We start from the raw sequence: 26207 nt of genomic DNA, 5'->3' as shown, positions 1-26207 counted from the left end.
CGAGCGCCCTCGACCCGGACTCCGGTGTGCGCGCTCACCTTCAGCAGCTCGACACGTCGGACTGGTAGGTGAGCAGACTCGTCGTGCCGGTACCCGCCCGGCTCCGGACTGCGAATCGTTTGTCAGACTTGGGCCGTGTCGTCCGCCGAACATCCGTTGCTCGACGTGCTCACCGCGCGCGGGGCGCGGGCCGAGCGCCTTCTGCACGTGCGGACCCTTCCCGGGCGTAGCGGCGAGCAGGCCGACTGGCCGGAGTGGGCCGATCCCCAGGTCGTCGGGGGATACCGGGCGCTGGGCGCCGACCGGCCGTGGGTCCATCAGGTCGAGGCCGCCGACGCCGCGTGGCGCGGCCGGCACGTCGCGCTCGCCACGTCGACGGGTTCGGGGAAGTCGCTGGCCTTCTGGCTGCCGGTGCTGTCGGACGTCCGGTCCGCCGGTGGCGATCGGGGCCCGACGCCGAGTGGCGACCCGCCGTCGTCGACGGCAAGGAACGGTGGCGCCCCGCCGACGTCGTCGGCGAACATCCGACGACCGACCGCGATCTACCTCAGCCCCACCAAGGCCCTTGCCGCCGACCAGCTCCAGGCGCTGCGGCGCGTGCTCGACGCAGCCGGGGTGGGCGACGTGCGCGTCACCACCTGCGACGGCGACACCCCGCGCGAGGAACGGGTGTGGGCCCAGAACCACGCGGACGTCGTGCTGACCAACCCGGACTTCCTGCACTTCGCGCTGCTGCCCGGGCATCGTCGCTGGTCGCGGCTGCTGCGCGGGCTGCGGTACGTGATCGTGGACGAAGGGCACGCCTATCGGGGCGTGTTCGGGGCGCACGTGTCGCACGTACTGCGCCGGTTGACCCGGCTCGCGGAGCACTACGCGGCGGTTCCCTCGTTTCCGTCCTCCCTGACCGGGGACGCGACGCGCCGGGTCACGTTCGTCGTGGCGTCCGCGACCAGCGCCGAGCCCGGCGTCAGCGCGGGGCGACTGATCGGGGTGCCCGCCGAGGCGGTCGCCGTCGTCGACCGGGACGCGTCGCCCGCCGGGCGGCGCACGTTCGCGCTGTGGCAGCCGCCCGAGATCGCGGGGTACGGCTTCACGCGATCCGGCGGTGGTTCCGAGGACGACGCCGCCGCACCCGGCACGACCGGCGGCTCCGACGAGTCGGCCGGAGGAGACGCGCCGGGCCGCGGCGATACGCGCGCCGTCGGCGACGACGACCCCTGGGCGCTCGACGCCGATCCCGATCACGAGTCACCTCCGCCGGCCGAGGAGGCGCGGAAGAATCCTCGGCGTTCCGCCACGGCCGAGGCCGCCGACCTGCTCGCCGACCTCGCCGCCGCAGGCGCCCGCACGCTCGCGTTCACGCGCAGCCGCCGGGGGGCGGAGTCCGTCGCGCAGCGTGCTCGTGACCACCTGAGGCACGCGATCGTGCCCGCCGGCGCAGTCGGCACGTCCGCGGACGCCGATGGCGTCAACGGCTCGCCGGAAGGCCACGGCTCGGACGGCCCGCGCCGCCGCGACGCGGCCGACCGCGGACCGGAAGGCTCCGCCGCGACCGTCGTCGTCCATCCCTCCGAGCGGATCGCCGCGTATCGCGGCGGGTACCTGCCCGAGGAGCGTCGCGAACTGGAGCGCGCCGTACGAACCGGGGAGATCCTGGGGCTCGCCACGACCAACGCGCTCGAGCTGGGGGTGGACATCTCCGGCCTCGACGCGGTGCTCGTCGCGGGCTGGCCCGGTACGCGCACGTCGCTCTGGCAGCAGGCGGGGCGGGCCGGGCGCGCGGGCGCCGACGGGCTCGTCGCCTTCGTGGCCCGCGAGGACCCGCTCGACACCTACCTGGTGCACCACCCCGAGGCGGTCTTCGACGCGCCCCTCGAGGCCACGGTCTTCGACCCCGAGAACCCGCACGTCCTGGCCCCGCACCTGTGTGTCGCCGCGCAGGAGGCGCCGCTGCGGTCCGCCGACCTCGCGCGGTTCGGCGACCCGGCCCACGTGCGCCACGTCCTGGAGGTGCTGGTCGCACGGGGTGCGCTGCGACGCCGGCCGTCGGGCTGGTACTGGACGCATGCACAGTCGGCAGCGGGCCTGACGGACCTGCGAGGGTCGGGCGGCGCGCCGGTGCGGGTCGTCGAGGCGGGGTCGGGGCGGCTGCTCGGCACCGTGGACGCACCGTCGGCGGACGGGCAGGTGCACGACGGCGCCGTCTACGTCCACCAGGGCGTCACCTACGTGGTGGACCGGTTCGACCTCGCGGACCACACCGCCCTCGTCGTGCGGCGCGACGTCGACTACGGGACGTGGTCGCGTGAGGTGATGGAGGTGGCGATCGTCGGGGCCGACGACGGCGGTGTGGGCGCGGGTCCTGGTTCGGGCGGAGCCGCTGCCGGCGTCAGCGGCGGCGAGCAGGCGCGGACCGATCAGGACCCCGGCGCGGACGTGGGCGGCGAGCCCCGTCACAGCGCAGGCGGGGCGGAAGCCGGCGAGGACCGGCCCGTCACGACCCGGGAATGGGGGCCGATCACCTGGAGCCTCGGGCCCGTGGAGGTGACGAGCCAGGTGGTGAGCTTTCAACGACGTCGGCTCCCGGACCTGCAGGCCCTCGGCACGGAGTCCCTCGACCTGCCCGAGCGGACCCTCGGCACGACGGCGGTCTGGTGGTCCGTCCCGGAGTTCGTGCTGCGGGCGGCCGGCGTGACCCCCGAGGAGACTCCCGGCGCCCTGCACGCGGCCGAGCACGCGTCGATCGGAATGCTGCCGCTGCTGGCCACGTGCGACCGCTGGGACCTCGGCGGGGTCTCCACGGAACTGCACGCCGACACCGGCGAGGCCACCGTCTTCGTCTACGACGCGTTCCCCGGCGGGGCCGGCTTCGCCGAGCGCGGCTACGAACTCGGCGTGACGTGGCTGCGCGCCACCCGCGACGCGATCGCCGGTTGCCCCTGCTCGGACGGCTGCCCCGCGTGCGTGCAGTCCCCGAAGTGCGGCTCGTACAACTCTCCGCTGGAGAAGGCGGCGGCCGTACGGCTGCTGGACGCGGTGCTGTCGCACGCGCCGTGACGGTGGCGCCGGCGGGCGTCGCCGGCGGTTCAGTCCGAGGCGGTCGGGGCGGCGGTGCTGCGCGCCGGCTCGAGGGACGGCCGAGAGGGCGCGGCGCTGTGCGCGACGGCCAGCCGCAGCTTGGCCTCGTCCTCGCTCCCCGGCTGGGCCGACATGACGACGAGCTTGCGATCACCGTCGCCGTCGGTGATCACGTCGCAGTCGACGGCGATGGGGCCGGCCGTCCTGTGATGGATGGTCTTGCGATCCGCCCGGTGCACGCCGACGGATCCGGACGCCCAGAGCTCAGCGAACCGCTCATTGGTCTCGGTCAGCTCGCGGATGAGGTCGTGCAGCCGCTCGCTCTCGGGGTAACGGCCCGAGGCGCGCCGTAGGTCGGACACCATCGCGGCCTCGAGCGCATCGCGGTCGGCGGACGTCGCCGTCCAGCGCGGCCCCAGCGGTCCGCCGCCATCGGGAGGGAAGGTGACGCGGGCGAAGTTGCGCAATGCGGCCGGCGCTCCGGCCGGGTCGCCGATGAGGCCGGCCCACGTGTGGTTCCACCAGATCAGTTGCCAGTCGGCGGCGAAGACGGCGGCGGGGGTGAGGTCGCTCAGGCTGTCCAGGACGCGGCGGAGTCCCGGCGGGAGGTCGTCGTCCACCTCGCGATCCGTGGGCGGCAGCAGCGACGCCAGGCGGTACAGGTGGTCGCGCTCGTCGTCCGTGAGCCGCAGGGCCTGCGCCAGGGCCGCGACGACCTGGGCCGACGGTCCCGATCCGCGCGCCTGCTCGATCCGGGTGACATAGTCCGCCGAGACCCCGGCGAGTGCCGCGAGTTCGTCCCGGCGAAGCCCGGGCGTCCGGCGGTCGGCTCCGGCGGGGAGTCCGACGTCGGCCGGGCGCAGGCGTTCGCGGCGACGGCGGACGAAGCTGGCGAGCGCGTTCCGATCGGTCACACGCGAGATCTTTGGCCGGTCAAAGGCTGTTGTCCAGCTACGTCGGCACGGGTGGGCCCGGGCACGGGGCCTGCAGCCCCTTCTTGGAACGGGCCCACGGGCCCAGTACCGCCGGATCAGGCGCCTCCCGGGGTGGTACGGATCGTCCCTGGGACGCGCTCTCCCTGTTTGCACACGATGGCACAGTTCAGCCTTGAGTCCGTGTTCAGCATCAGCCGCGCCGCGCTCCAGTCAGATCCGCATCCCCGCATCCCCGCCGCCTCTCCGACGAGCGCGGCCAGGCTCTGCCGGAATTCATCGGCGTCGTCGGGATCATGCTCCTGATCGTCGCGGACGTGCGGACTCCGACGGCGAAGGTAGCGTGGCATGGTGGCTGACCAGCGGGTTCATGGCCGTGAGCAGATCGACGACGGGTTCCGTGCGGCGCGCCGGGCGGGAATGGGGCTTGCCGCGCCGCGGGCCTGGATCTCGATCGTGCTGCTCGCGGAGGCCGGCATCGCGGTGGCGGTGCCGGCGAGCATGGCGAACGCGAACGCGCAGTGGGACGGTGCCGCGGGTCTCGCCGGGTTGATCGTCGTCTCGGCCCTGTTCGGCCTGGTGGCGGCCCTCCTCCTGCTGCCGGTGGTGGTCGCGTTGTGCGGCCGGCTGATCCTGCGCTGGACGCGCATCGCGCCGACGTGGCGACGGGCGGCCGCCGGGAGGCCGACCCGCGTGCTGCACGGCGAGGTCCTGCCGGGCGCTCGCCAGGAGGGCAAGCACGTCGTGCGTGTCGTGCGCGTGCATGACGCCGACGTCCTGCCGTGGTTGCACCTGGCGTTCGTGCGGGGTGCGGGCGAGGAACTGCGGGGACCGGCGGTCCTGGAGTTGTTCGCGGGCGACGACGTGGGCGGCCCGGTGCGCCTCCGCGCCGGCGAGGGTGCCGCGTGGGCGTTCGACGTGACGACCGGTCCGACGGGCCGGCCACCGGAGGTCGAGGCGGAGGTGGAGCTCGGCGGGCCGCCGTCGGAGCCGTCGGTGACGAGCTGGTCGGTTCGGCTCGGCCGCGACGACGGCGTGCACGGCGTGCCGCTGTCTCCTGTCGGGGACGGGTTCGCCAGCGCCCGCAGGGCGGGCACCCGGGGAACGTCACTGTGGCGGTTGGGGCTGAGCACGATCCTCCCGGTGGTCATGACCGGCACGTTCCTCCTCTTCACCATCGGCGGGGCGCTAGGAGAGCCGTGGGCGGAGTCGGAGGGCGCGCTCGACCCGCGGAACCCGTGGCAGCTCGCGCTGCTGGTCATGATCGCCCTGCTGCCGCTGCTGGTCCTGTGGGGTGTCCGCGGGCGGATCCGCCGTCGTCGGCTGATCGGACCGGCGTGGCGACGGGCCGCCCGAGGACAGCCGACGCTCGAGCTGACCGGCGCCATGGTCGACGGCACCCGGGTCATGGGACGTCACGGGATGCGCACGGTCCGGCTCGACCGGCCGGTCGGCCGGGACGAACCGGGCAACACCGAGCTCCAGCTGCTGTTCGTGACCGCCGAGGGCCGGGGCGAGCGCCTGTCCGGGGAGGTCGGGGTGCAGCTGTTCGCGGAAGGCGCGCTGCGCGGCCCGGCCCGGGTGCAGGACGCCCGCCGCGCCGAGTGGGCGTTCGCGGTGCGCGACGCCGCACCCGGCGACGTTCCCGTCCGCGACGACGGCTGGGACGACGACGGCTGGACCGACCTGAGCGCCGATTCCGGCGACGGCGGAGACGGGGACGGCGGCGAATAAGAGGTCGCGAGAGTGGGTAGCGTCGTGACCGGTGGCCCGAGCGGCCACACGACGACCGCCGAACGCACCGACGCTCGTCGCCACGTCAGCTCGGGGCGCCGACCTGGGGGTCCGGGAGGTAGACGGTGCCGCCCGCCGCCAGGAACTCCTCCGACTTGGCCGCCATGCCCGCACGGGCCTCCTCCACCGTGAGTCCGCCCGGCGCCGATCCGACGATCGCCTGCTGTGCGGCCGCGCCGCCGAACTCGTCGCGGATGTCCTGGGAGATCCTCATCGAGCAGAACTTGGGCCCGCACATCGAGCAGAAGTGCGCGGTCTTGGCGGCCTCGGCCGGAAGGGTCTCGTCGTGGTACTCCTGCGCGAGCTCGGGGTCGAGCGAGAGGGCGAACTGGTCGCGCCAACGGAACTCGAACCGGGCCTTGCTCAGGGCGTCGTCACGGTCCCTGGCGCCCGGGTGTCCCTTGGCGATGTCGGCGGCGTGTGCGGCGATCTTGTAGGTCACGACGCCGGTGCGCACGTCGTCCTTGTTCGGCAGGCCGAGGTGTTCCTTGGGGGTCACGTAGCAGAGCATCGCGGTGCCGTACCGGGCGATCTCGGTGGCGCCGATCGCGGAGGTGATGTGGTCGTAGCCGGGAGCGATGTCGGTGACCAGCGGACCCAGCGTGTAGAACGGCGCGCCGTCGCACAGCTCCTGCTGCCGCTCCACGTTCTCCCGCACGAGGTGCAGCGGCACGTGGCCCGGGCCCTCGACCATGACCTGCACGTCGTGCCGCCAGGCGCGCTTCGTGAGCTCCGCGAGGGTGTCGAGCTCGGCGAACTGGGCGGCGTCGTTCGCGTCCGCGATGGAGCCGGGGCGCAGCCCGTCGCCGAGGGAGAACGCGACGTCGTAGGCGGCGAAGATCTCGCACAGCTCGTCGAAGTGCGTGTAGAGGAAGTTCTCCTGATGGTGCGCGAGGCACCACCCGGCCATGATCGAGCCGCCGCGCGAGACGATGCCCGTGACGCGGTCCGCCGTGAGCGGCACGTACCGCAGCAGGACCCCGGCGTGCACGGTCATGTAGTCCACGCCCTGCTCGCACTGCTCGATCACCGTGTCGCGGTAGATCTCCCAGGTCAGCGCGTTCGCGTCGCCGTTGACCTTCTCCAGCGCCTGGTAGATCGGGACGGTGCCGATCGGCACGGGCGAGTTGCGCAGGATCCACTCGCGGGTCGTGTGGATGGCGTCGCCGGTGGACAGATCCATCACGGTGTCGGCGCCCCAGCGGGTCGCCCACTGGAGCTTCTCGACCTCCTCCGCGACCGAGCTGTGCACGGCGGAGTTCCCGATGTTGGCGTTCACCTTCACGGTGAAGGCCCGGCCGATGATCATCGGCTCGGACTCAGGGTGGTTGACGTTGTTGGGGATGATGGCGCGCCCGGCGGCGACCTCGGAACGGACCAGTTCGACGTCACAGCCCTCACGCAGGGCCACGAACCGCATCTCCGGGGTGATCTCTCCCCGGCGCGCGTAGTGCATCTGGGTGACGGTGCGCCCGGGGAGGGCGCGGCGCGGCGCCCGCGCGGCGCCCTTCCACTCGTCGGCGGACGCCCGACGGCGGTCGTGGTCCACCGCGTCCCCGGCGGCCGAGGAGCGCGCGGCGCGGCGAGCCGCGGCCCGGCCGTCGTCGGCCGGCTGCACCGCGCGGCCCTCGTACTCCTCCGTGTCGCCGCGGCCCGCGATCCAGTCGGCCCGGGCGGCCGGGAGTCCGTGGCTGGGGTCGCACGCGGGACCGTCGGTCCGGTAGACGCGCACGGGGGCGTTCTCGGTGCCGTCGGGCGACGGCGCGAGCGTGATCTCGGTGACGGGAATCTGCAGGCCGCTCTCGTGGTCGACGTCGTACGTGAGCGTGCGCGAGGGGATGGTGTTCATCACTCTCCAACTTCCTACGCCGGAATTACCCGGTCAGGTTCGACGGTCCGGGCCGCACCAGCCCGATCTCAGCCCTTGCGAGGGCACCCGTGGGATCGAGGGTCACGTTACAACACGTCGACGGCTGCGCGTCAACAGCGTTGTCGGATACCACCAGAGAACGGCACCTGGTTCGCAAAATAGCCTCTGACCTGGGATGATGTGACGCCGTGGACGACATGACAGTGCAACGCGTACCCCCAGGACCGGTTCTCGACGCCTTGCGCATCTACCACTGGCTGCCGGCCGGGTGGGACTCCGTCCACCCCGTTCTCCTCGAAGCCGCGCTCGATCTGGCCGACGGCGACCCCCGTCGTCTCCGGGTCGACGACGACGGCACCGTCGCCGTCCTGAACCGTCCTGCGGAGCCGGAGGAGGGCTGACACGTTCCGCCCTGCGGCTCCAACCGGGTTCAGCGGCTTCCATGTCGGCGGCCGGGCAGATCGAGTTGAACGCGGGGAACCTCGGGCTGCATTGGCCGCGGTCGATCGGACGGGCGATGTCGTGCACGTGGCGTTGCCGGGCCGCCCGCGGATCAGAAAAGTGCATCCTGGTGGCTCTCCGGTGGCGGTGCTCCGAGGCGTTCCAGGTCGGCGGTGGTGGCGGAGGGTTCGGGGGCGCGGGTGAAGGTCCAGCCCTGCAGCAGGCCGGTGTCGACGAGGATCAGCCGGTCGCCGTCGGTCAGGTACAGGTCGCGGCCGATCCGGCATCGCACCGTGCCGGCGACCATCGTCCCCGGTGACACGCGGGTGAGGGCGTGGCTCGGCCGGACGCCGTCGTCGGGCAGGCCGTAGCAGGGCGTGAGGTCGGCCGGGTCCTCGTCGGTGAAGTGTTGTCCGGGAGGCCAGTCGAGTGCGCGGACCCGAGAGGCGAGTTCGCGAAGTTCCTCGGATCGGGCCGCGGGCGTGTCCGGCAAGTGGCGGGCCTGGCGCTTACGGCTGGTGGTGACTCGTTGGGGCAGTCCGAGGGCGGTGGTCAGGAGTGCTTCGCAGCGGCGGGCGGGCAGCAGTGTCCCGGTGGACAGGGTGAGCATGCTCAGGGCGCCTTGTTCGAGCAGGCGTGCCCGGCCGCGTTCGGCGGCGGTGATGCCAACCTTGATCGTGGCGCCGTGGTGGGCCAGGTAGACGGTGAAGTCGCGGGGGTCGTCCAGCGCGGTGTCGGTCGCAATCGAGCGGGAGCGGGCCATGGCCGCGCAGTCACGGCACTGTCCGGACGTGGCGGCCGGGTCGATGGACGTCGAGGCCGGGCAGGCGATGCGGCGGCCCGCCCGCCACACGCCCACGCAGGATCGTTCGGGGCCCGCACCGAGCGCGAGGGCGGCGCCGACGGTGACGCTGCCGGCACGCCGTCGTCCGTCGATGCCGTTCCACTCCAGGGCGGCGTCGGCGCCGGTGGCGAGGTCATCGGTCCAGACGAGCCCGGTCAGGCGCCAGGTTGCGTTCGAGAAGTTCGTGAGTACCTCCCACCAGGGATGGAACCGACGGGGCGGCCCGTCCGCGGGCCGACGCCAGGTCATAGACAGTAGCCGTGTCACCACCCATGCGTGCAGCGCGTGCCGGACCCGCATGACGAACTGCCCCCGCGTGCGCGGGGGCAGTTCGTGCGAGGTCACCGCCGGCCGTTCAACCTGACCCTCGCGTCACGACGCGCCGTCGTTCACTCGCCGAGTCGCTTGAACGGGCGTGTCGAGAACACGACCTCGACCGCCACGCCGAAGTACTCGGCGATCCGGAGCGCGAGGTACAGCGACGGGCTGTACTCCCCTCGCTCCAGGTAGCCGACCGTCTGGTAGTGCACCCCGAGCGCCTCCGCGAGCTCGCGCCGCGAGATCCCCCGCTCGGCGCGGAGCATCGCGATGCGGTTGTGGACGACGTCGGTGGTGGTCTCGCCCACTGCTCACCATCCCTGCGCCATGACGCGATCACGCGCCTCGGCGACGGCGGCACCGGACGCCCGGCGAGTCATCCGCCGCAGCACGATCGGCGCGACGACGAAGCCCACCACGATCCAGGCGCCGAGCACGCCGAACATCTCGAGGGTCCGCCACGACTCACCGATCTCCGTCGTCACCATCTCCGGCGGCAGCATCGCGGACCGGGCGCCCAGGCCGAGCCAGTAGTACGGGAACGCCTGACCGACCCACTGCAGCCACGTGGGCAGGGCACTGAGCGGGTAGAAGATGCCCGACACGACCAGGAGGGCCATCGAACCCAGCATGAGGAGTCCGGTCTGCGACGCGGTCTTGAACAGGGACCCGAGCGCCACGCCGATCGGCACGGTCGCGGCCATACCCAGGACGAAGATCATCAGGAGGAGCATCCACGTCCGGGCGTCGAACCGCAGTTCGCCGGCGACCGTGAGGCCGGGGATGATCAGCAGCGCCAGGCTGATCAGCGTCGTCGAGCCGAACATGACGACCTTGCCGAACAGGTAGCCGATCATGCCGTTCGGCGTCGCCTTGGCCCGCAACAGGGTGCCGTCCTCCCGATCCGTGGCGATGGTTCCCGCGGGGCCGGTCAAGCCGCCGAACCCGATCGACATCCCCACGATGCTCGGCAACACCATGGCGCCGAGCTCGTACTCCGTGCCGGGCAGCGAGCTGCCGCGCATGAAGAGCAGCACCACCGCGAAGATCACGGGCATCAGGAAGTACCAGAGGACGTCCCCGGGTTCCCGGAGCGACTGCTTGGTCTCCAGCCAGCCACGGACCAGGCCGGCGCGGGCCGCCGCCCACCGGGCGTCGTTCGTTGTCGCGGTCATGAGCGCACCTCCTGGGCCTCGTCGTCCTTGCTCGTCACGCCGTTGCCGGTCCCGCCGGCATCCGGCTCGTCCTGGCCCGAGCCGTCCGGTGCAGACCCGTCCGCACCGTTCCCGGTGGCGCCCTGGCCCGTCTCCGCGCGCTGCACGAGCGCCATGTAGGTGTCCTCCAGGCTGGCGCGCCGCACCTCGAGCTCGGTGATCCCGGCATCCGTCGCCAGCAGGTCGCGGACGAACGGGGTGGGATCGTTCTGCTCGGCGGCGTGCACGTGCCGCCGCCCGTCCGCGGTCCAGCGGACCTCCGCACCCGTCGCCATCTGGCGTGCGAGCTCGTCGGCCGACCCGTTCGCGACGATCGTGCCCTGGTCGAGGATCAGGATCCGGTCGGCGAGCTTCTCCGCCTCGTCGAGATCGTGAGTGGTGAGCAGGATCGTCGTGTTCTCGAAGTCCGACAGCCGGTGCACGAGGTCGTGGAACTCACGCCGGGCGTGCGGGTCGAAGCCCGCCGTCGGCTCGTCGAGGAAGACCAGCTCGGGCCGGCCGACGATCCCGATCGCCACGTCCAGGCGGCGGCGCTGGCCGCCCGAGAGGGCCTTGACCTTCTGGTTCGCGTGCTCCGTGAGGCCGACAGCATTCAGCAGTTCGTCCACCTTCCACGGCCGCTCGACCTCGGGCGTCGAGAACGGCACGTAGAACCGGGCGAGGTAGTCCAGGAGCTCGCGCACCTTCCACCGGCCGTGGTCCCGCCAGGACTGCAGCACGACTCCGAGCCTTGCCCGCCACGCCTCGTCACCATGTGCCGGATCCTGCCCCAGCACCGCGACCTGGCCGGCGGAACGGGTGCGAAACCCCTCGAGGATCTCGATGGTGGTGCTCTTGCCGGCCCCGTTGGGACCGAGCAGTGCCAGCACCTCTCCGCGCCTCGCCGTGAACGAGACGCCGGTGAGCACATCCTTCGTTCCGTAGCGCATCCGCAGGTCGCGCACGTCGATCGCGACGTCCGCCGGTTCCTGCGACGGCTGACTATCAGTCATCACACCCTCCATACTCTTCGTAGTAGGGATACTACGTTTCGTAGCGATGTCATGTCACTCGGTTTTTTCCGCTCGGGTCACCCCGCGGTGCCGTACTCCCAGTGCCAGGCCTCCGGCTTGGACCCGCCGGGTCCCGCCCACTCCGGGTGGTTCCAGCCGTGCACGCCGGCGTTCGCGACCATCCACCGGTGCTCGGCGGTGCCGAAGTACTGGATGCCGCCACTCAGGTCGACCGCCCGGCCCCAGCCGTGATTCGACGTCCCCGGCGGGGCGGCCAGGGCGCCCTTGCTCGCCGCCACCGCCACCTGCGCCTCGTAGGACCGGTACGAATCGCGGACCGCCAGATCCCGTCCGAACGCCGCACGGAACGCCACGTTCAGCCGCTCGATCGCCACGGCGGCGTCGCAGCGTAGCCTCTGCCCCGCCGCGAACGAGACGTCGCACAGGAGGTGCGACGGGATCCGGCCGTTCCGGTAGTTCCCGGCTTCGGCCGCACGTCCGGCGACGTGCCGCGGCATCGCCGTCCCCGGGACCGGGAGCCCTTCGCCTGCCTCCGGAGGCCGAGGACCCGCCCGGGCATCCGCGCGCGCGGCGCCGAGGAAGGACCACCTGCCGGGCAGCGCCACCGGGCGACGCACCTCGACGCGCACCACACCCGCTGCCGCCACCTCGCACGTCGTCGCCTCCGCGCCGTTGCGCGCGACCGCGGCGGCCACCGTCGAGCACGCGTCGAGACCGCCCCCGAGCGCAGTCGCCCCTGCCAGCGCACCGAGATCAGCTGCCGACTGCGCCGCGCCGCGGCCGTTCTGCGCGGCTCCGAGTATGGCGACCCCGGCGGCGAGCGCCAGCACCACGCCGATGATCCCGAGCACCAGGACGGTTCCCGCGCCGCGCTCCGCCGCCCGCCGATTCCTGGTGTCGGCCGAGGCCCGCCGATTCCTGGCCCCGGCCGAGGCCCACCGGTTCCTGGTCCCGGCCGAAGTCCGCTGGTTCTTGGCCCCGGCCGAGGCCCGTCGATTCATGGCTCCACCCAGGCCGTCGCGGTTCCGCGGGCCCGTAGCGGGCCGGCGGCGGTCCATCCGTTCACGACGGGTTTCGTGACGGTCACGCGTACCCAGTCGCCGTCGTGGTCGATCAACAGTTCCGCATCGTCACCGCCCACCCGTCCGACCACCCGAGCGACCACCGCCTCCTCCTCGCCGATCGCGACCGCCCTGGCCCCCGCCCGGGCCGCGTCCACGGCGCGCATCTGCGCCACGGACGCGGCCACGAGCGTGAGCACCGCGACCAGGACCAGCACGACGGCGGGAAGCGCGACGGCGAGCTCGGCCGTCACCGCCCCTCGCTCCGCATCCCGGTGCGCGGCCATCCTCAGCCCGCCGAGAGCGCCGTCGTGATCAGCGACGTGAGCAACGACTGCACGTCACCGCCCTGGAGCACGGCCATGAGCAGGCCGGCGAACGTCGCCGCGCCGAGCGTCGCGATCGCGTACTCCGCCGTGGCCATCCCGGCCTCGGGGTCGCGCCCCGGGGCACGCCGCCCGCCACGCGCGCCGGGCGGAACCGGTCGCGCAGCGCCCGCGCCGGGCGGGAACCCTCGCGCACCGTGCGCCCCGGCCGGGACCTGTCGTGCACCGACCGCGTCGGCACCACCTGCGTCGGCACCACCCGCGCCGTGCTCGTCCGGAGCGGTGATCCTGGTGTCCGTCATCGTGTTCTCCTCCTTCGTTCACCCGCCGCCCCGTGCGGCGGGAGGTCTCTCTGCGCGCTCGGCGCTCGCGCGATCAGGCGGCGAACAGGTCGGTCCCGAGCGCGAGCAGTACCGGGACGATCCCGACCAGGACGAACGCCGGCAGGTAGCAGCACCCGAGGGGAAGCACCAGCCGCACACCGAGCCGTGCGGCGGCGGTCCGCGCTGCGGCGCTCCGGTCCCGCCGGAGCTCCTCGCCCGCCGCACGCAGCGCCGCTCCGGGCGCCGCGCCGTCGATCCAGGCGCTGCGGAGCGCGCGCCTCACCGGTGCGAGCACCTCCGAGGTGCCCGCCCATGCCTGTTCCCAGCCGGCGCCGAGCACGAGCGCGTCGGCTGCCGCCCGGAGCGCGGTCCCGTGGTTCCCGCCCGCCGCGTGCCCGACCGCACCGAGCGCCCGTGGCACGCCGGCGCCCGCACCGAGGGCCGCGGCCAGCAGGTCGAGCACCACGCGCACGTCGATCTCACGGTCGCGCGGCCGGTCGCGCGCCTGTGCCACGAGTCGCGCCGACCACGTCCGTCCCGCGAACAGGAACGCCGTGCCCAGCACCGTCGCGACGGTGCCGAGGCCCCCGTCGGTCGCGACGCCGACCATGTCGGCGCCGAGCAGCCACCCGAGTCCGGCACCGGCCGCGGGCAGCCAGAGAATGACGCGTGCGGTCGTCCGCGGCCCGGCGATCGCGGCATCGCGTTCGGCACGCGCCTCGGCCTCCCGCACGAGGGAGTCCGCCACGGATTCCAGGACCCGGCCCAGCGGGGCACCGACGTCGAGCGCGAGCCGGTTCGCGGCCACGACCGCCCGCGCGTTCCCCGGTCCGAGCAGTGGTCCCAGCGCCTCGCCGTCGGGTGCTCCGGTCGGGTCCACCGGGATCCCGGCCGCTCGCGCCCACGCCGTCGCGGGTGCGACTCCCGCCCGCAGCAGAGCGACCACCTGCAGCACGACCACGCGCACAGAGGCGCCTGGTGCGGGACGCCCGGTGCGCGAGGCGCGCGCCGCACGGGTCCTTCCTCCGTCCCGCCTGGCTCCGTCCCGCCTGACTCCGTCCCGCCCTGCATTCCGAGCGCCGAGCCGGGGTGCTCCGTTCCGTGCGCCCTGCCGGGAGACTCCCGGCGCCGCAGCGCCACGCGGCCGGATCCCGAGCTCACGCACCCGTCGCCCGACCGGCGCGAACCCGAGGTACACGGCCACCGCCAGCAGAATTCCGGCCAGGACGGCCGACGACCCCTGGTCCCCGCCCGTCACGACGCGCACCACGGGCCGAACCGTCCGGCCAGTTCGCGCCACACCGGCGGATCCAGCTCGACGGCTCCGCGGCCGTCCCACCACGCCGCCGGCCGCACCACGAGCTCACCGCGCTCGTCCCGGCCCACCACACCGATCTCCGCCAGGAACCGCACGCCCCGCTCGCGCCGTAGGTGCAGCACCACGTCGAGCGCCCCGGCGGCCTGTGCCGCCACCGCCTCCCGCGGCATCCCGGCAAGCGCCGCGAGCGCCTCCAGCCGCGCCGGAACCACCGCGACGGCGTTGGCGTGCAGGGTCGCGAGGCCGCCGTCGTGTCCGGTGTTCATGGCCAGGAGCACCTCGCGGACCTCGGCCCCGCGGCATTCGCCGAGCACGATCCGGTCGGGTCGCATCCGCAGGGCGTCCCGCACGAGGCCGGCGAGGTCGATGCCACCGGCGCCCTCGATGTTGGCGCGTCGCGTGGCCAGGGACACCACGTGGGGGTGGTCGGGCACGAGCTCACGGGCCTCCTCCACCGTCACGATCCGCTCGTCCTCCCCGGCCAGGGACAGCAGAGCCGCGAGGAGCGTCGTCTTCCCGCTTCCCGTGCCTCCGCTGACGACGATGTTCGCCCGCCGCTCCACGAGCGCCCGCAGCAGTCCGGCCCAGTCGTCCGGCAGGGCGCCGCTCGCCACGAGTTCGTCGAGCGAGAACGCGCGCGCCCGCAGCACCCGGAGCGAGATCGCCGCCCCTGCCGGTGCGAGGGGCGCGAGAACCGCGTGCAGTCGCGTTCCGTCGGGCAGGCGCGCATCGACGCTGGGCTGGGCGTCGTCGAGGCGCTGCCCACCGATCGCCGCGAGCCGTACGGCGAGCGCCCGCACGTCCGCCGTCGTCCCCAGGGACATACCGATCCGTTCGAGGCCGCGGCCCCGATCCAGCCAGACGCCGTCGGGCCCGTTGACCAGCACGTCGGTGACCTCGGGCTCCTCGAGCAGGTGCTGCAGCGGACCGGCGCCCAGCAGCTCGGCCCGAGTCGTCCGGGCCAGCGCATCGAGTGCGGCGGAGCCCAGCACGAGCCCGCTGTCCCGCACCGCGTCGCGGACGGCGTCGGACGGTTCCGCGCCGCCGCTCGCGATCCGAGCGCGTACGTCGTCCAGCAGCGCCGGGTCGAGTGCCCCCGCCGTCACAGCGCAGCTCCGAGGTTCGCCGCCAGCCGGGCCACGGCACCCCGGCCGGCGGGCAGCCCGTCGCCCCGCTCGATCGCCGCCGGCACCGACCGGTCACGCTCCAGCATGCCGTCCACCGGCAGCCCGAGCGCCGCGCCGAGCGCGTCCGGGTCGACCTGCCCCGGCGCGGGTCCGCGCGCCACGACGCGCACGTCGCGCACGCCGGCCGCGACGAGCTGATCGCGCACCAGTTCGGCACCCGCGGCGCCGGGAAACGTCAGCGGCGTCACCAGCACCGCCGTGTCGCATCCGCCCAGCAGCGCGCGAGCCGCGCCCGTCCAGGAGCTCGGTCGCGGCAGATCCAGCACCAGGGCCCGGCCCGATCGCACGATCCCGGCGCACACGTCGAGCACGACGTCGTCCGACGGCGGCCCGGCACGCCGCCTCCCGCTGACCACCGGCACGTCGCGCCAGGACGGGAGGGCGGCCACCAGGGTCTCGCCGTCGACGTCTCCCCGGGCGGCGGACAGCTCCGGCCACCGCGCACCCCGGACGTCCTCGATGCCCAGCAGCAACTCGATGCCGGGCGCATCGGCGTCGAGATCGACGAGCGCCGCCGGCTCCCCGCGCCCGATCAGCCCGAGTGCCGCCGCGGCGGCGGCCACGGTGGTCCCCACCCCGCCGATCGCACCGGTCACGGCGATCACACGCCCGTACCGCCCCATGTCGATCCCCCTTGTCCGCCGGGCGCCCCCGGGCCGTGGCCTGTCGCCGTGATCCGGCGCGTGGCAACCAGCTTTCATCGCCGCGCGCCAGGCCGACCCGCCCGCCGTCGCGACCTGTCGACGAGGCGTCCGTCCACAGGCCCGCTGTCCCTGTCGTCCGCCCGCGACGCCGGAACCACGGTCATTCCGCACGTCGCCGCACCGCACACGAACCCCGGTGGGCGGGTGAAATTCGCACGCCACCCCGTCCCCGGACATCGGTCAGATCGGACACGCCCGCTAGGCTCGAACAGTGACCGACGAGGCACCCCTGCCCGCGCGGCCGGGCCGCGCCCCCGCGACAGGCCGTATCGCGGCCTTCTTCGACCTGGACAAGACGATCATCGCCACGAGCTCGTCCCAGGCGTTCTCGAAGCCGTTCATCGCCGGCGGGCTGATCAGCCGTGCCGACGTGCTCCGCAGTGCGTACGCACACTTCCTGTTCCTCGTGGGGAACGCCGACGAGGACCAGACCGAACGGATGCGCGCCCACCTCAGCTCACTGGCGAAGGGCTGGGACGTGCGCAAGGTCCGGGAGATCGTCGCGGAGACCGTCCACGAGCACATCGACCCGTACGTCTACGCGGAGGCGGTCGAACTCATCGAGGACCATCACGCCCTCGGACAGGACGTCGTCATCGTGTCCGCCTCGGGCGCCGAGCTCGTCGAGCCGATCGCGGCCGCCCTCGGCGCGGACCACGTGCTCGCCACCCGCATGGAGGTGGTCGACGACCACTACACCGGCGAGATCGACTTCTACAACTACGGCGAGAACAAGGCCGCCGGCATCCGCGACCTCGCCGCCCGTGAGGGCTACGACCTGGCCGGAAGCTTCGCCTACTCCGACTCGATCACGGACGCCCCGATGCTCGGCGCGGTGGGGCACGCCTTCGTCGTGAACCCGGACCGCAACCTGCGCCGTCTCGCCGCCGAGTCCGGCTGGGGGGAGCTGCGCTTCACCAGGCCGGTCGCGCTCCGGCCACGCGTCGAGCCGATCCCGGTCGCCGCCGTCGTCGGAGGAATCGCCGTCGCCGTGGCGGCATACTTCGTCATCCGCCATCTCCGCCGCCGACGCGCCCGCCGACAGGGCTGACCGTGCCCGCCGGCAGGGCTGACGTCGTCGGCAACACGTCGGGTGATCGGCGGCTCGAGCGGCCGATCATCGGACTTCCGGCCGACCACCCGGCAAGCGGCCGACCCGGGCGGACGCCGCTCTACGCCCCGCGGAACTCCGGCTTCCGCTTCTCCCGGAACGCCGCGAACCCCTCGGCGTAGTCGGCGGTGTCGCGGAGGGCCGCCTGCCCCTGGTTCTCCCGGTCCATCGCCGCCCACAGCCCGAGTCGCGCGTCCCGGATCTCCGCGACGATCTCCTTGCTCGCCACGAAGGCCCTCGTCGGGCCCGACGCCGCGAGCCTGGCCGCCGCACGCGTCGCGCCCAGCACGTCGTCGGCCGGGTAGTTCCGCGAGAACAACCCCGCCCGCACGGCCTCCGCACCGCTCAGCAGATCGCCCGTGTAGATCAGATCCAGGGCGCGATGCGCCCCCAGCCGCTCCACGAACAAGGCGTGGCCGCCCGAGTCGAGCACCGCGCCGAGCCGGCCGAACGGGGAACCCACCTTCGCGTCGTCGGCGAGGTAGACGACGTCGGCCGCGATGAGCAGCCCGAGCCCCACACCCAGGCAGGCCCCGTGTCCGACGGCGAACGTCGGCGCGGGAAAGTGCGCGAGCCGGCGCAGGACGGGCTCCACCCGGCCCGCGAGGAAGCCGAGCACGTCGTCGGTCGCCGGATCCACGTCGGCGATGTCCCGGCCCGCGCAGAACGCCTTGCCCTCGCCGCGCAGCAGCAGCGCCCGCGCACCGTCGGCCTCGGCACGGGCGAGCACGTCGGCGAGCTCGTCGAGCCCGGCCTCGTCCAGCGCGTTGAGCCGTCCGGGAGCGTCGAGCACCACCTCGGCGACGCCGTCGTCCAGGGACATGCGGATCATCATCGACCTCCTCGCCGGGGCGGACCTGCGTCGGCAACATTACCAACCGATCGTTCGGTCAATATAGTGACTCGCATGACCCACCAGACCGCCCCGGCCGCACCACCCCGCCGGGGCCGTCCTGGCTACGACCGCCGCGGACTGCTCGACGTCGCCGTCCAGACCTTCATCGAGCGCGGCTACGACGCCACCTCGATCGCGACGCTCGCCGAACGACTGGGCCTGTCCAAGTCGGCGATCTACCACCATTTCTCCTCCAAGGAGCAGATCCTCGCGGCCGCCCTCGACGAGGCCCTCGACGCGCTCGAGGCGGCGCTCCCGCCCCCCGCCCCCCGTGCCGAGGACGCCCCCCTGGCCGACGACGCCGCGGAGACCGACATGCAGTCCGGAGCCCGTGTCACCCCCGGAGCCGGGAGCGCCGCGGGGCACGGAGCGCAAGCGACCGACGGCGAGGGCGTCCACGTGCTCGAACACGTCCTCCGCGAGGCCGTCCACGTCCTCGTGGACCGCCTCCCCTACGTCACCCTCCTGCTCCGCGTGCGCGGCAACACCGCCACCGAGCGCGCCGCCCTGGCCCGCCGCCGCGCCTTCGACAAGCGGGTCACCGCCGTGATCGAGGCCGCACAGCGATCGGGCGAGCTCCGCGCCGACCTGGACCCCCGGGTCGCCGAACGCCTGATCTTCGGCATGATCAACTCGATCGTCGAGTGGTACCGCCCGGCCGGGCGTGAGTCCGCGGACAGCCTGGCCGACGACGTCGTCACCCTGGCGCTGTCCGGACTCCGGGCGCCCTGACCCGCCGGGCCCACGCCAGGCCCCGGTCTCCGGCGCGGCAAGAGCGTCGTCCGACCGCCGGCGGCGAACCACCGGCACGGCGACACCGGTCACTCCGGCGGCGGCCACTCCTTCGCCACGAGCGTCAGCACGTCGTAGGTGGCCACGACCTCGTAGTCCTGGTTGCGCAGCACCGCGTCCCAGCGGACCTCGCCGTGGTCGTCCGTCTCGCGCGGGATGATCTGCTTGGCCGTCAGGGTCACCGTGATCGCTTCGCCCGGCGACACCGGTGTGCGGAACCGCAGGTTCTCCAGTCCGTAGTTCGCCAGCACAGGCCCGGGGTCCGGGTCCACGAACAGTCCCGCGGCGAACGACACCAGCAGGTACCCGTGCGCCACCCGCCCCGGGAAGAACGGATTGGCCGCGGCGGCGGTCTCGTCCATGTGCGCGTAGAACGTGTCGCCGGTGAACTCCGCGAAGTGCTCGATGTCCTCGAGCGTCACCTCGCGCGGCCCTGCCACCACCTGGTCGCCGACCCGCAGCTCCGCGAGGGACTTCCGGAACGGGTGCACGGCGCCCGCGCCGCCCGCCGGCGCCCCCGTGTGCCACACCCCGGTGAGCTCGGTGAGCATCCGTGGCGAGCCCTGGATCGCGGTGCGCTGCATGTAATGGTGCACCGCGCGCACGCCACCGAGTTCCTCGCCCCCGCCCGCGCGCCCCGGCCCGCCGTGCACGAGGTGCGGCACGGGCGAGCCGTGTCCGGTCGAGGTCCGCGCGTCGTCCCGGTCGAGGAACAGCACCCGGCCGTTGGCCGCGCAGAGCCGGCCGAACAGCGCGGCGGCCGCAGCAGGGTCGCTCGTCGCCACCGACGTCACCAGCGACCCGCCACCGCGCACGACGAGGTCCGCCGCGTGGCCGACGTCGCGGTAGCCCACCACGCTCGCGACCGGGCCGAACGCCTCGACGTCGTGCAGCGCCGCGGCGTCGGCGTCGTCGAACCGGAGCAGGAGCGGAGCGGCGAACGCGCCGCCGGGCGCCGCTCCGACGGTCCCGTCGGCACGCACCACCTCCGGCGGGGCGGCGAAGTCCGCGGGCCCGACGGCGACCCGGCCACCTGCCCCGATCAGCTTCTCCACCTGCCGGTGCAGTTCCTCCCGCTGCTCCAGGGACGCGAGCGGTCCCATGGTGACTCCCTCGGCACGCGGGTCGCCGACGGTCACCTTCTGCGCGAGGCGCGTGCCCACCGCGGCGACGACGTCGTCCACGAGAGCCTCCGGCACGATCGCGCGCCGGATCGCCGTGCACTTCTGCCCGGCCTTCACCGTCATCTCGGTCACGAGCTGCCGGACGTACGCGTCGAACTCGGCGGACCCGGGAACGCCGTCGGGACCGAGCACGCTCGCGTTGATCGAGTCGGCCTCCGCCGTGAACCGGACCCCCTCGGCGACCGAGCCGCGCAGCCGGCGCGCGGTGTCGGCGCTGCCGGTGAAGGCGACGGAGTCGCCGAGCCGCAGGTGTCCCAGCAGGTCCCGCGCAGGGCCCGAGACGAGCTGCAGCGAGCCGTCGGGCACCAGGCCCGCCTCGACGAGGACGCGCACCCAGGCCTCGGTGAGGTAGGCGGTGGGTGTCGCGGGCTTGATCACCGTCGGCACCCCGGCCAGGAACGCGGGGGCGAACTTCTCCAGCGGCCCCCACACGGGGAAGTTGAACGCGTTGATCTGCACCGCCACGCCCGACAGCCGCGTGTACACGTGCCGCCCGAGGAACGAGCCGTCCTTCGACAGCTGCTCGGGCGGCCCGTCCAGGATGAGGTTCGCGTTCGGCAGCTCGCGCCGCCCCTTGGACGAGTAGGTGAAGAGCACGCCGATGCCGCCGTCGACGTCGAACGCCGAGTCGCGCGCGGTGGCGCCCGTCCGCGCGGAGACCTCGTACAGCTCGTCCTTGTGCGCGGTGAGCTCGAGCGCCATGCGCTTGAGCAGCACGGCCCGCTCATGGATCGTGAGGTCGCCGAGGGACTTCTGCCCGACGTCGCGCGCGTGGTCCAGCACGGCGGCCATGTCGAGGCCGTCCGTCGAGAGACGGGCGACCGGCTCACCGGTCGAGGCGTCGTGGACGACGACGGCCCGGGCGGCCTCGGGCGCGTCCGTGGCGGTACCGCCTGGTGTGCTCGCGTCGGCGGGTGTCCACCAGCCGTCCCGGACGTACGACGGCAGCACGGGCACGGTGTTCGTCATCACTTCTCCTTCGTCACTGCGGGCAGGGGTGTCGCCGCTTGCTCGGGCCCGGATGCGGAGCCCGCGGAACGCGCCGGGTCGCGGCGCTTCCGGTCCAGGAAGGCCGACATGCGCCGGCGCTTCTCGTCGCTCTCGAACAGCTCTGCCTGAAGCTCCAGCTCGACCCGGGGGTGCTGGTCGGGCCGGGCCCGCAGAGCGGTCTTGGTGTGCCGGACGGCCTCGGGTGCCAGCCGGGCGATCCGGTCGGCGAGGTAGTGCGCCGCCGGGAGCAGGTCCTCGGGATCGTGCAGCGCGGTGACGACTCCCCAGGCCAGCGCCTCGTCGCCGGTCAGGACGCGTGCGGTGAGCAGCATCTCGGACGCGCGGGTGGCACCGATCATCGCGGGCAGCCGCCAGGTCGCGCCCGCGGCGGGCATGATGCCGAGGGTCGGTTCGAGGCTGCCGATCCGCAGACGCGGGGTGCCGATGCGGAGGTCGGCGGCGTAGGCGAGCTCGGCGCCGCCGCCGAGGGCGTAGCCGTCGATCGCGGCGATCACCGGCATGGGGAGCGCCGCGATCCGGTCGAAGGCGTGGGTGTTGATCCCCGCGAGGGCGTCTCCGGCGTCGCGGTCGATGAGCTCGGCGATGTCGGCCCCGGCCGCGAGGTCGCCGTTCGCGCCGGTGAGGATCAGTGTGCGCGGCTCGGCCTCGAGCTCGGCGCACAGCACGTGCAGCGCGTCGACGGTCGCGCGGTCGACGGCGTTCCGGGCGCCGGGCCGGTCCAGCGTCGCGACGACGCGATCGGCCGCACGCTCCACACGGAGCGGGCCGGTCCCCTCGCGCTGACCCATGTGCACTCCCCGACGACGCCGTCCAGGTCCTCCGACCGGAATTAGTGACCGATCGTTCAGGAACTCATCCTGCCACACGAGACGACGAGGAGAACAGGTAGCCGTGGAACTTCGGCCGCTCGCTCCGGAGAGCCAGGCCGGCGGCGCGTCGGTCTCGCCGCGCCCACGAGGTACTACGATCCGGCGGCATGTGGGATGTCCGGGAGAATCAGGGCCGCGTCGTCCGGCGTGTGGCCGACGGCCTGCACCGGTTCAACGCCCGGCATCCGTGGAGCCACAACGACCACTTCCACGGCTGGATCCTGCGGCGCCTGCCGCGTCGAGGCGGCACGGGGCCGCTGCGCGTGCTCGATGTCGGGTGCGGCCGCGGTGCGCTCATCGGCCGGCTGCGGGAGCGCGGCGCCGTCGTCGTCGGGATCGACGCGGATGCGGGAATGGCCCGGACGGCCGCCACCCGCTTCGCGGGCGACACCGGGGTCCGCATCGAGCACACCGGTTTCGAGGAGATCTCCGGCACGTACGACGCCGTCACCATGGTGGCCTCGCTGCACCACATGCCGCTCGACGCCGCGCTCACCCACGCCTCGGACCTGCTGGCGCCCGGCGGCCGGCTGCTCGTCGTGGGCCTCGCCCGGGTCGGCAGCCCTCGCGAGGCGGCCGTCGACCTCGTCTCGGCCGTCGTCAACCCCGTCGTGGGCCTGGTCAAGCACCCACGGCCCGCACCACGGCGCGACAAGCCCTCCAGGGCGGCCCTCGCCACGACCGCCGTCGTCCACGACGATGCCGGACCGGAGATACCGATGCGCGATCCTGGCGAGACCCACGCCGAGATCGCGGCCACGGCCGCGCGGGTGCTTCCGGGCGCGAGGTTCCGGCAGCGGCTCTTCTTCCGGTACACGCTCGAATGGGCGAAGCCCGCGCGGTGAACTCACGCGCGACGATCCCGTGCCCCCACCGCCAAGGCCGCTCGGCGCGGCCCGCATTCCACCGGTAAGGCGCCGCTCGGCGCACGGCCCGCAGGCCGCGGGCACGGCCCCACGGCACCGCACGCCGGGTGTCAGACACCGGCCGTAGTCTCGCACCATGCCCCGCAAGCACAGGCTCACCGTCACCCAGGCTCGCCGCATCGCGCTCCGCGCCCAGCTGCTGGACGCCCGGCGGCCGGTCGATCTCGTGCACACGGTGGAGGACCTGACGTACCTGGCGGTCGACCCGACCTCGGCCATCGCCCCCGCGACCGACCTGATCGCGTGGTCGCGGCTCGGCGGCAGCTACTGGCCGGGAGCCGTCGACGACGCCATCGCGGACGGCATGCTCTTCCAGCTGCGCGGCACCGTGCGCTCGATGGGCGATCTACCGCTCTACCTGGAGCAGATGAAGCGCTGGCCGCAGCACGAGGGCCTGCGGGGCTGGCTGAAGGAGAACGCGAGCTTCGAGCGGGACATCCTGCGCCTGCTCGAGGCGGAGGGCCCGATGCTCGCCAAGGACATCCCGGACACCGCGGCGACGCCGTACCGCTGGGGTGCCGAGGGCTGGAGCAGCCGCCGCAGCGTGGCCGAGATGCTGGAGGCGCTGAACATGCAGGGCAAGGTGGCCATGGTCGGCCGCAAGGGCCGGCAACGACTGTGGGATCTCACCGAACGCGCCTATCCGCGGGTCGATCCCGTGCCGCTGGAGGACGCACGGCGGGAACGGGTCGGCCGGCGGCTGGCCGCCGAGGGCATCGCGCGGCCGCGCGTGCAGAGCAGGTCCGGCGACGGCGACGGCTGGTGGACCGACCTGCCGGGCGAGCCCGTCGAGGTCGAGGGCGTCGACGGCGAGTGGCGGGTGGACCCCGAGCTCCTGGCGCGCGCCGACGACGACTTCGAGCCGCGCACCGCCCTGCTCTCCCCGTTCGACGCCCTCATCGCCGACCGCAGGCGCCTGCTCGACCTCTTCGACTACGAGTACGTCCTGGAGATGTACAAGCCGAAGGCACAGCGACGCTGGGGCTACTTCGCCCTGCCGATCCTGCACGAGGACCGTTTCGTCGGGAAGCTCGACGCCAAGGCGGACCGCAAGGCCGGCGTCCTGAACGTCTTCGAGGTGCACGAGGACCTGCCGTTCGACGGCCACCTCATGGACGCGGTGCACGCCGAGGTGGAGCGCCTCGCCTCGTGGCTGCGGCTCGGCGAGGTGCGGTACGCCCGCGGCGAGGAATAGCGACGGGGACGCCGCCGGGTGCGAACCGCCGCCTCGGCGGCGGCTCGCACCCGCAAGCGCGGCGGCCCGCACCGGTCGTGACTCCGCCCGGTCGCGCCTCAGCGCCTTGCCTGCGCCACCATCTCCTGCATGTACGGGGCCACCACCTCCGGCGACACCTTGGCGTCGACCACGAGCGTCCCGCGGGCGCCGTGCCGCACCCACTGCACCACCCAGTCCAGGTCGCTCGGCCGCGTCAGCGTCACGGCCTGTGCACCGAACCCGCGGGCGATCGCGGCGAAGTCCATCTCGCTCACGCGCATCACGTCCTGGTCCAGCCCCTGCGATCCGTACTGGTGCACCTCCGCACCGTAGACGGCGTCGTTCACCACGACCACGAGGGTCGACCTACGCAGCCGCACGACGGTCTCCAGGTCGGCGATCCCCATGACACCACCGCCGTCACCGGTGACGACGACGGTCAGCACGTCGGGCCGCGCCACCAGCGCACCCGGCGCGGACGGGAAGCCGAGCCCGATCGACTGGTAAGCCGTGCCGACCAGCACCGTGGCATCCGCCCGGGGGACCGAGAGGTAGCTGGGTGCCCAGCCGATGAAGTGGCCTCCGTCGGACACGACCTGCCGGTTCTTCGGCAGCATCCGATCCAGGTAGGTGAACAGGGAGCGCGGGTCCATGCGGCCGTCCCGGGCGACGCCCTCCCCGGTGTCGCGCAGGTGGTGCAGGTCGCGCTCGCCGGCCTCGTGCGCCACGCCGCACCACGGCTCGGTCGGCGTCTCGCCGGCCTCGAGCACGCCGAGCAGCGCGACGACGGCACGGCCGACGTCGGCCCGCAGATGCAGGGCGACGCTCGCGTGCGTCGGCCGGGCGGCGACATCGACCTGCACCAGCTTCGCTCCGGGCGCGAAGGCCGTCCCGAACGCCGTCTGGAAGTCGTTGAGCCCGGCGCCGAGCACCAGCACGACGTCGGCCTGCCGGATCAGCTCGGACGCCGACGGGGAGGCGAACCCGCCGCACACTCCCACGTCGTACCGGCGGCCGGCGAACATTCCGCGGGCGGGAGCGGACGTCGTGGTCAGCGCGCCGATCCGGTCGGCGAGCAGGCGGACCTCGGCCGCCGCGGCGACCGCTCCGCGGCCGGCCAGCAGGAGCGGCCGCTTGGCGTCCGCGACCAGCGCGGCGACCGCCTCGATCTGCTCCTCACGCGGCTCGGGGAGCTCGGGCCGCGACTCCAGGACGGGGACGGTGTCGTCCCGCGCCTCGGCCGTGGCCTGGTCGTACGGGATGCCCAGCACGACGGGCCGACGCCGGACCAGGGCCTCCTGCACGGCCGCGACCGTCTGTCTCCCGGGCGCGGCGGGGTTCACGTGCCGCACCAGCGCGCCGGTCGCTCGCGCGATCGCCGCCTGGTCGACGTCGATGTCCCGTTGACCGGCGGCGGGCGCGTCGCCCGTCACCAGGAGCATCGGGGTCCGGGCGAGCGAGGCCTCGGCCAGCGGGGTCACGGCGTTGGTGAAGCCGGGTCCGTAAGTGGTGGTGGCGACCGCGAGGCGGCCGGTGATGCGGTGATAGGCGTCCGCCGACGCGACGGTGGCGGCCTCGTGCCGCACGGCGGTGACGCGTGCATCCGTGCGGCTGAGGGCGTCCAGGAGATGAGCGTTCCCGTTGCCCATCAGGGCGAAGACGTCGTCGGCGCAGGCCGCGACGGCGTGGGCGACAGCTTCGGAGACTGTGGTCATGAACGTCGTCGTTCCTCTCGCTCCGCGGGCCGGACGGGATCGCCGCCGGCACCGAGACATTGCGG

The 26207-nt window shown here is 73.6% G+C and carries 23 protein-coding genes and 1 riboswitch; of the genes, 7 read left to right on the top strand and 16 right to left on the bottom strand.

Annotated elements, in window-relative coordinates:
* Positions 1–135: 135 nt before the first annotated feature.
* Entirely contained in the window at positions 136–3057 is a 2922-nt protein-coding gene (locus tag IIE03_RS14770) for a DEAD/DEAH box helicase (RefSeq protein ID WP_318842996.1), read from the top strand.
* Positions 3058–3086: 29 nt separating this feature from the next.
* On the opposite strand, the gene IIE03_RS14765 is transcribed toward IIE03_RS14770, so the two are convergent.
* Positions 3087–3992, bottom strand: a complete 906-nt coding sequence (locus tag IIE03_RS14765; RefSeq protein WP_192863511.1) for a helix-turn-helix transcriptional regulator — start codon at positions 3990–3992, stop codon at positions 3087–3089.
* Between the two features lie 369 nt (positions 3993–4361).
* On the opposite strand from IIE03_RS14765, the gene IIE03_RS14760 reads away from it, so the two are divergent.
* Positions 4362–5744 (top strand): hypothetical protein, encoded by a 1383-nt coding sequence (locus IIE03_RS14760; protein WP_192863510.1) that lies wholly within the window; start codon positions 4362–4364, stop codon positions 5742–5744.
* Positions 5745–5829: 85 nt separating this feature from the next.
* Here IIE03_RS14760 and thiC read toward each other — a convergent pair whose 3' ends face one another.
* Positions 5830–7653 (bottom strand): phosphomethylpyrimidine synthase ThiC, encoded by a 1824-nt coding sequence (gene thiC, locus IIE03_RS14755; RefSeq protein ID WP_192863509.1) that lies wholly within the window; start codon positions 7651–7653, stop codon positions 5830–5832.
* Positions 7648–7752: riboswitch (TPP riboswitch) on the bottom strand. It overlaps the preceding gene by 6 nt.
* A 110-nt stretch (positions 7753–7862) precedes the next feature.
* On the opposite strand from thiC, the gene IIE03_RS14750 reads away from it, so the two are divergent.
* The gene (locus IIE03_RS14750; RefSeq protein WP_192863508.1) at positions 7863–8075 is read left to right on the top strand and encodes a hypothetical protein; all 213 of its coding nucleotides are present in this window, start codon (positions 7863–7865) and stop codon (positions 8073–8075) included.
* 152 nt (positions 8076–8227) lie between these two features.
* Here IIE03_RS14750 and IIE03_RS14745 read toward each other — a convergent pair whose 3' ends face one another.
* The 10 genes from IIE03_RS14745 to IIE03_RS14695 all read right to left on the bottom strand — a co-directional run bounded on the left by IIE03_RS14745 (position 8228) and on the right by IIE03_RS14695 (position 16342).
* Positions 8228–9208 (bottom strand): DUF2797 domain-containing protein, encoded by a 981-nt coding sequence (locus IIE03_RS14745; protein ID WP_192863507.1) that lies wholly within the window; start codon positions 9206–9208, stop codon positions 8228–8230.
* A gap of 140 nt (positions 9209–9348) precedes the next feature.
* A complete protein-coding gene (locus IIE03_RS14740; RefSeq protein WP_408632848.1) occupies positions 9349–9585 on the bottom strand; it encodes a helix-turn-helix transcriptional regulator in 237 nt (78 codons plus the stop codon).
* Between the two features lie 3 nt (positions 9586–9588).
* Complete coding sequence (locus tag IIE03_RS14735; protein ID WP_192863506.1) at positions 9589–10452, bottom strand: ABC transporter permease; 864 nt, start codon at positions 10450–10452, stop codon at positions 9589–9591.
* Positions 10449–11483 carry an ABC transporter ATP-binding protein gene (locus IIE03_RS14730; RefSeq protein ID WP_192863505.1) on the bottom strand — a complete coding sequence of 345 codons (1035 nt, stop codon included), beginning with the start codon at positions 11481–11483 and terminating at the stop codon, positions 10449–10451. The genes IIE03_RS14735 and IIE03_RS14730 overlap by 4 nt, the downstream gene beginning before the upstream one ends.
* A 77-nt stretch (positions 11484–11560) precedes the next feature.
* Positions 11561–12505 carry an Rv3654c family TadE-like protein gene (locus IIE03_RS25920; protein ID WP_225997791.1) on the bottom strand — a complete coding sequence of 315 codons (945 nt, stop codon included), beginning with the start codon at positions 12503–12505 and terminating at the stop codon, positions 11561–11563.
* Positions 12502–12819: a TadE family type IV pilus minor pilin gene (locus IIE03_RS14715; protein WP_318842995.1), complete on the bottom strand. Its 318-nt coding sequence runs from the start codon at positions 12817–12819 to the stop codon at positions 12502–12504. Before IIE03_RS14715 ends, IIE03_RS25920 begins: the two co-directional genes overlap by 4 nt.
* A 35-nt stretch (positions 12820–12854) precedes the next feature.
* A complete protein-coding gene (locus IIE03_RS25915; RefSeq protein ID WP_225997790.1) occupies positions 12855–13193 on the bottom strand; it encodes a DUF4244 domain-containing protein in 339 nt (112 codons plus the stop codon).
* A gap of 73 nt (positions 13194–13266) precedes the next feature.
* Positions 13267–14181: a type II secretion system F family protein gene (locus tag IIE03_RS26765; protein ID WP_318842994.1), complete on the bottom strand. Its 915-nt coding sequence runs from the start codon at positions 14179–14181 to the stop codon at positions 13267–13269.
* Between the two features lie 287 nt (positions 14182–14468).
* The gene (locus tag IIE03_RS14700; RefSeq protein WP_192863503.1) at positions 14469–15638 is read right to left on the bottom strand and encodes a TadA family conjugal transfer-associated ATPase; all 1170 of its coding nucleotides are present in this window, start codon (positions 15636–15638) and stop codon (positions 14469–14471) included.
* Entirely contained in the window at positions 15635–16342 is a 708-nt protein-coding gene (locus tag IIE03_RS14695; protein WP_192863502.1) for a CpaE-like family protein, read from the bottom strand. The genes IIE03_RS14700 and IIE03_RS14695 overlap by 4 nt, the downstream gene beginning before the upstream one ends.
* A gap of 292 nt (positions 16343–16634) precedes the next feature.
* Here IIE03_RS14695 and IIE03_RS14690 point away from each other — a divergent pair, with 292 nt between their 5' ends.
* The gene (locus tag IIE03_RS14690) at positions 16635–17474 is read left to right on the top strand and encodes an HAD family hydrolase (RefSeq protein WP_192863501.1); all 840 of its coding nucleotides are present in this window, start codon (positions 16635–16637) and stop codon (positions 17472–17474) included.
* A 121-nt stretch (positions 17475–17595) separates the two neighbouring features.
* Here IIE03_RS14690 and IIE03_RS14685 read toward each other — a convergent pair whose 3' ends face one another.
* Positions 17596–18366, bottom strand: a complete 771-nt coding sequence (locus IIE03_RS14685; protein ID WP_192863500.1) for an enoyl-CoA hydratase/isomerase family protein — start codon at positions 18364–18366, stop codon at positions 17596–17598.
* A 75-nt stretch (positions 18367–18441) separates the two neighbouring features.
* Between IIE03_RS14685 and IIE03_RS14680 the strand changes: the two genes are divergently transcribed.
* Positions 18442–19161, top strand: a complete 720-nt coding sequence (locus IIE03_RS14680) for a TetR/AcrR family transcriptional regulator (RefSeq protein ID WP_192863499.1) — start codon at positions 18442–18444, stop codon at positions 19159–19161.
* 89 nt (positions 19162–19250) lie between these two features.
* On the opposite strand, the gene paaZ is transcribed toward IIE03_RS14680, so the two are convergent.
* Both paaZ and IIE03_RS14670 read right to left on the bottom strand, forming a co-directional pair.
* On the bottom strand, positions 19251–21374 hold the full coding sequence (gene paaZ, locus IIE03_RS14675) for a phenylacetic acid degradation bifunctional protein PaaZ (protein WP_192863498.1): 2124 nt from the start codon (positions 21372–21374) through the stop codon (positions 19251–19253).
* Positions 21374–22204 (bottom strand): enoyl-CoA hydratase/isomerase family protein, encoded by an 831-nt coding sequence (locus tag IIE03_RS14670; RefSeq protein ID WP_192863497.1) that lies wholly within the window; start codon positions 22202–22204, stop codon positions 21374–21376. The genes paaZ and IIE03_RS14670 overlap by 1 nt, the downstream gene beginning before the upstream one ends.
* Before the next feature lie 188 nt (positions 22205–22392).
* Here IIE03_RS14670 and IIE03_RS14665 point away from each other — a divergent pair, with 188 nt between their 5' ends.
* Entirely contained in the window at positions 22393–23130 is a 738-nt protein-coding gene (locus IIE03_RS14665; protein ID WP_192863496.1) for a class I SAM-dependent methyltransferase, read from the top strand.
* 157 nt (positions 23131–23287) lie between these two features.
* Positions 23288–24406 (top strand): DNA glycosylase AlkZ-like family protein, encoded by a 1119-nt coding sequence (locus IIE03_RS14660; RefSeq protein WP_192863495.1) that lies wholly within the window; start codon positions 23288–23290, stop codon positions 24404–24406.
* A 98-nt stretch (positions 24407–24504) separates the two neighbouring features.
* On the opposite strand, the gene IIE03_RS14655 is transcribed toward IIE03_RS14660, so the two are convergent.
* On the bottom strand, positions 24505–26142 hold the full coding sequence (locus IIE03_RS14655; RefSeq protein WP_192863494.1) for a thiamine pyrophosphate-binding protein: 1638 nt from the start codon (positions 26140–26142) through the stop codon (positions 24505–24507).
* Positions 26143–26207 lie beyond the last annotated feature (65 nt).

The organism is Myceligenerans pegani, assembly GCF_014892515.1.
In the GTDB taxonomy this organism is placed as follows: Bacteria; Actinomycetota; Actinomycetes; order Actinomycetales; family Cellulomonadaceae; genus Myceligenerans; species Myceligenerans pegani.
The sequence above is the reverse complement of the archived record's forward strand: the minus strand, read 5'-3'. Positions and strand labels throughout refer to the sequence as shown.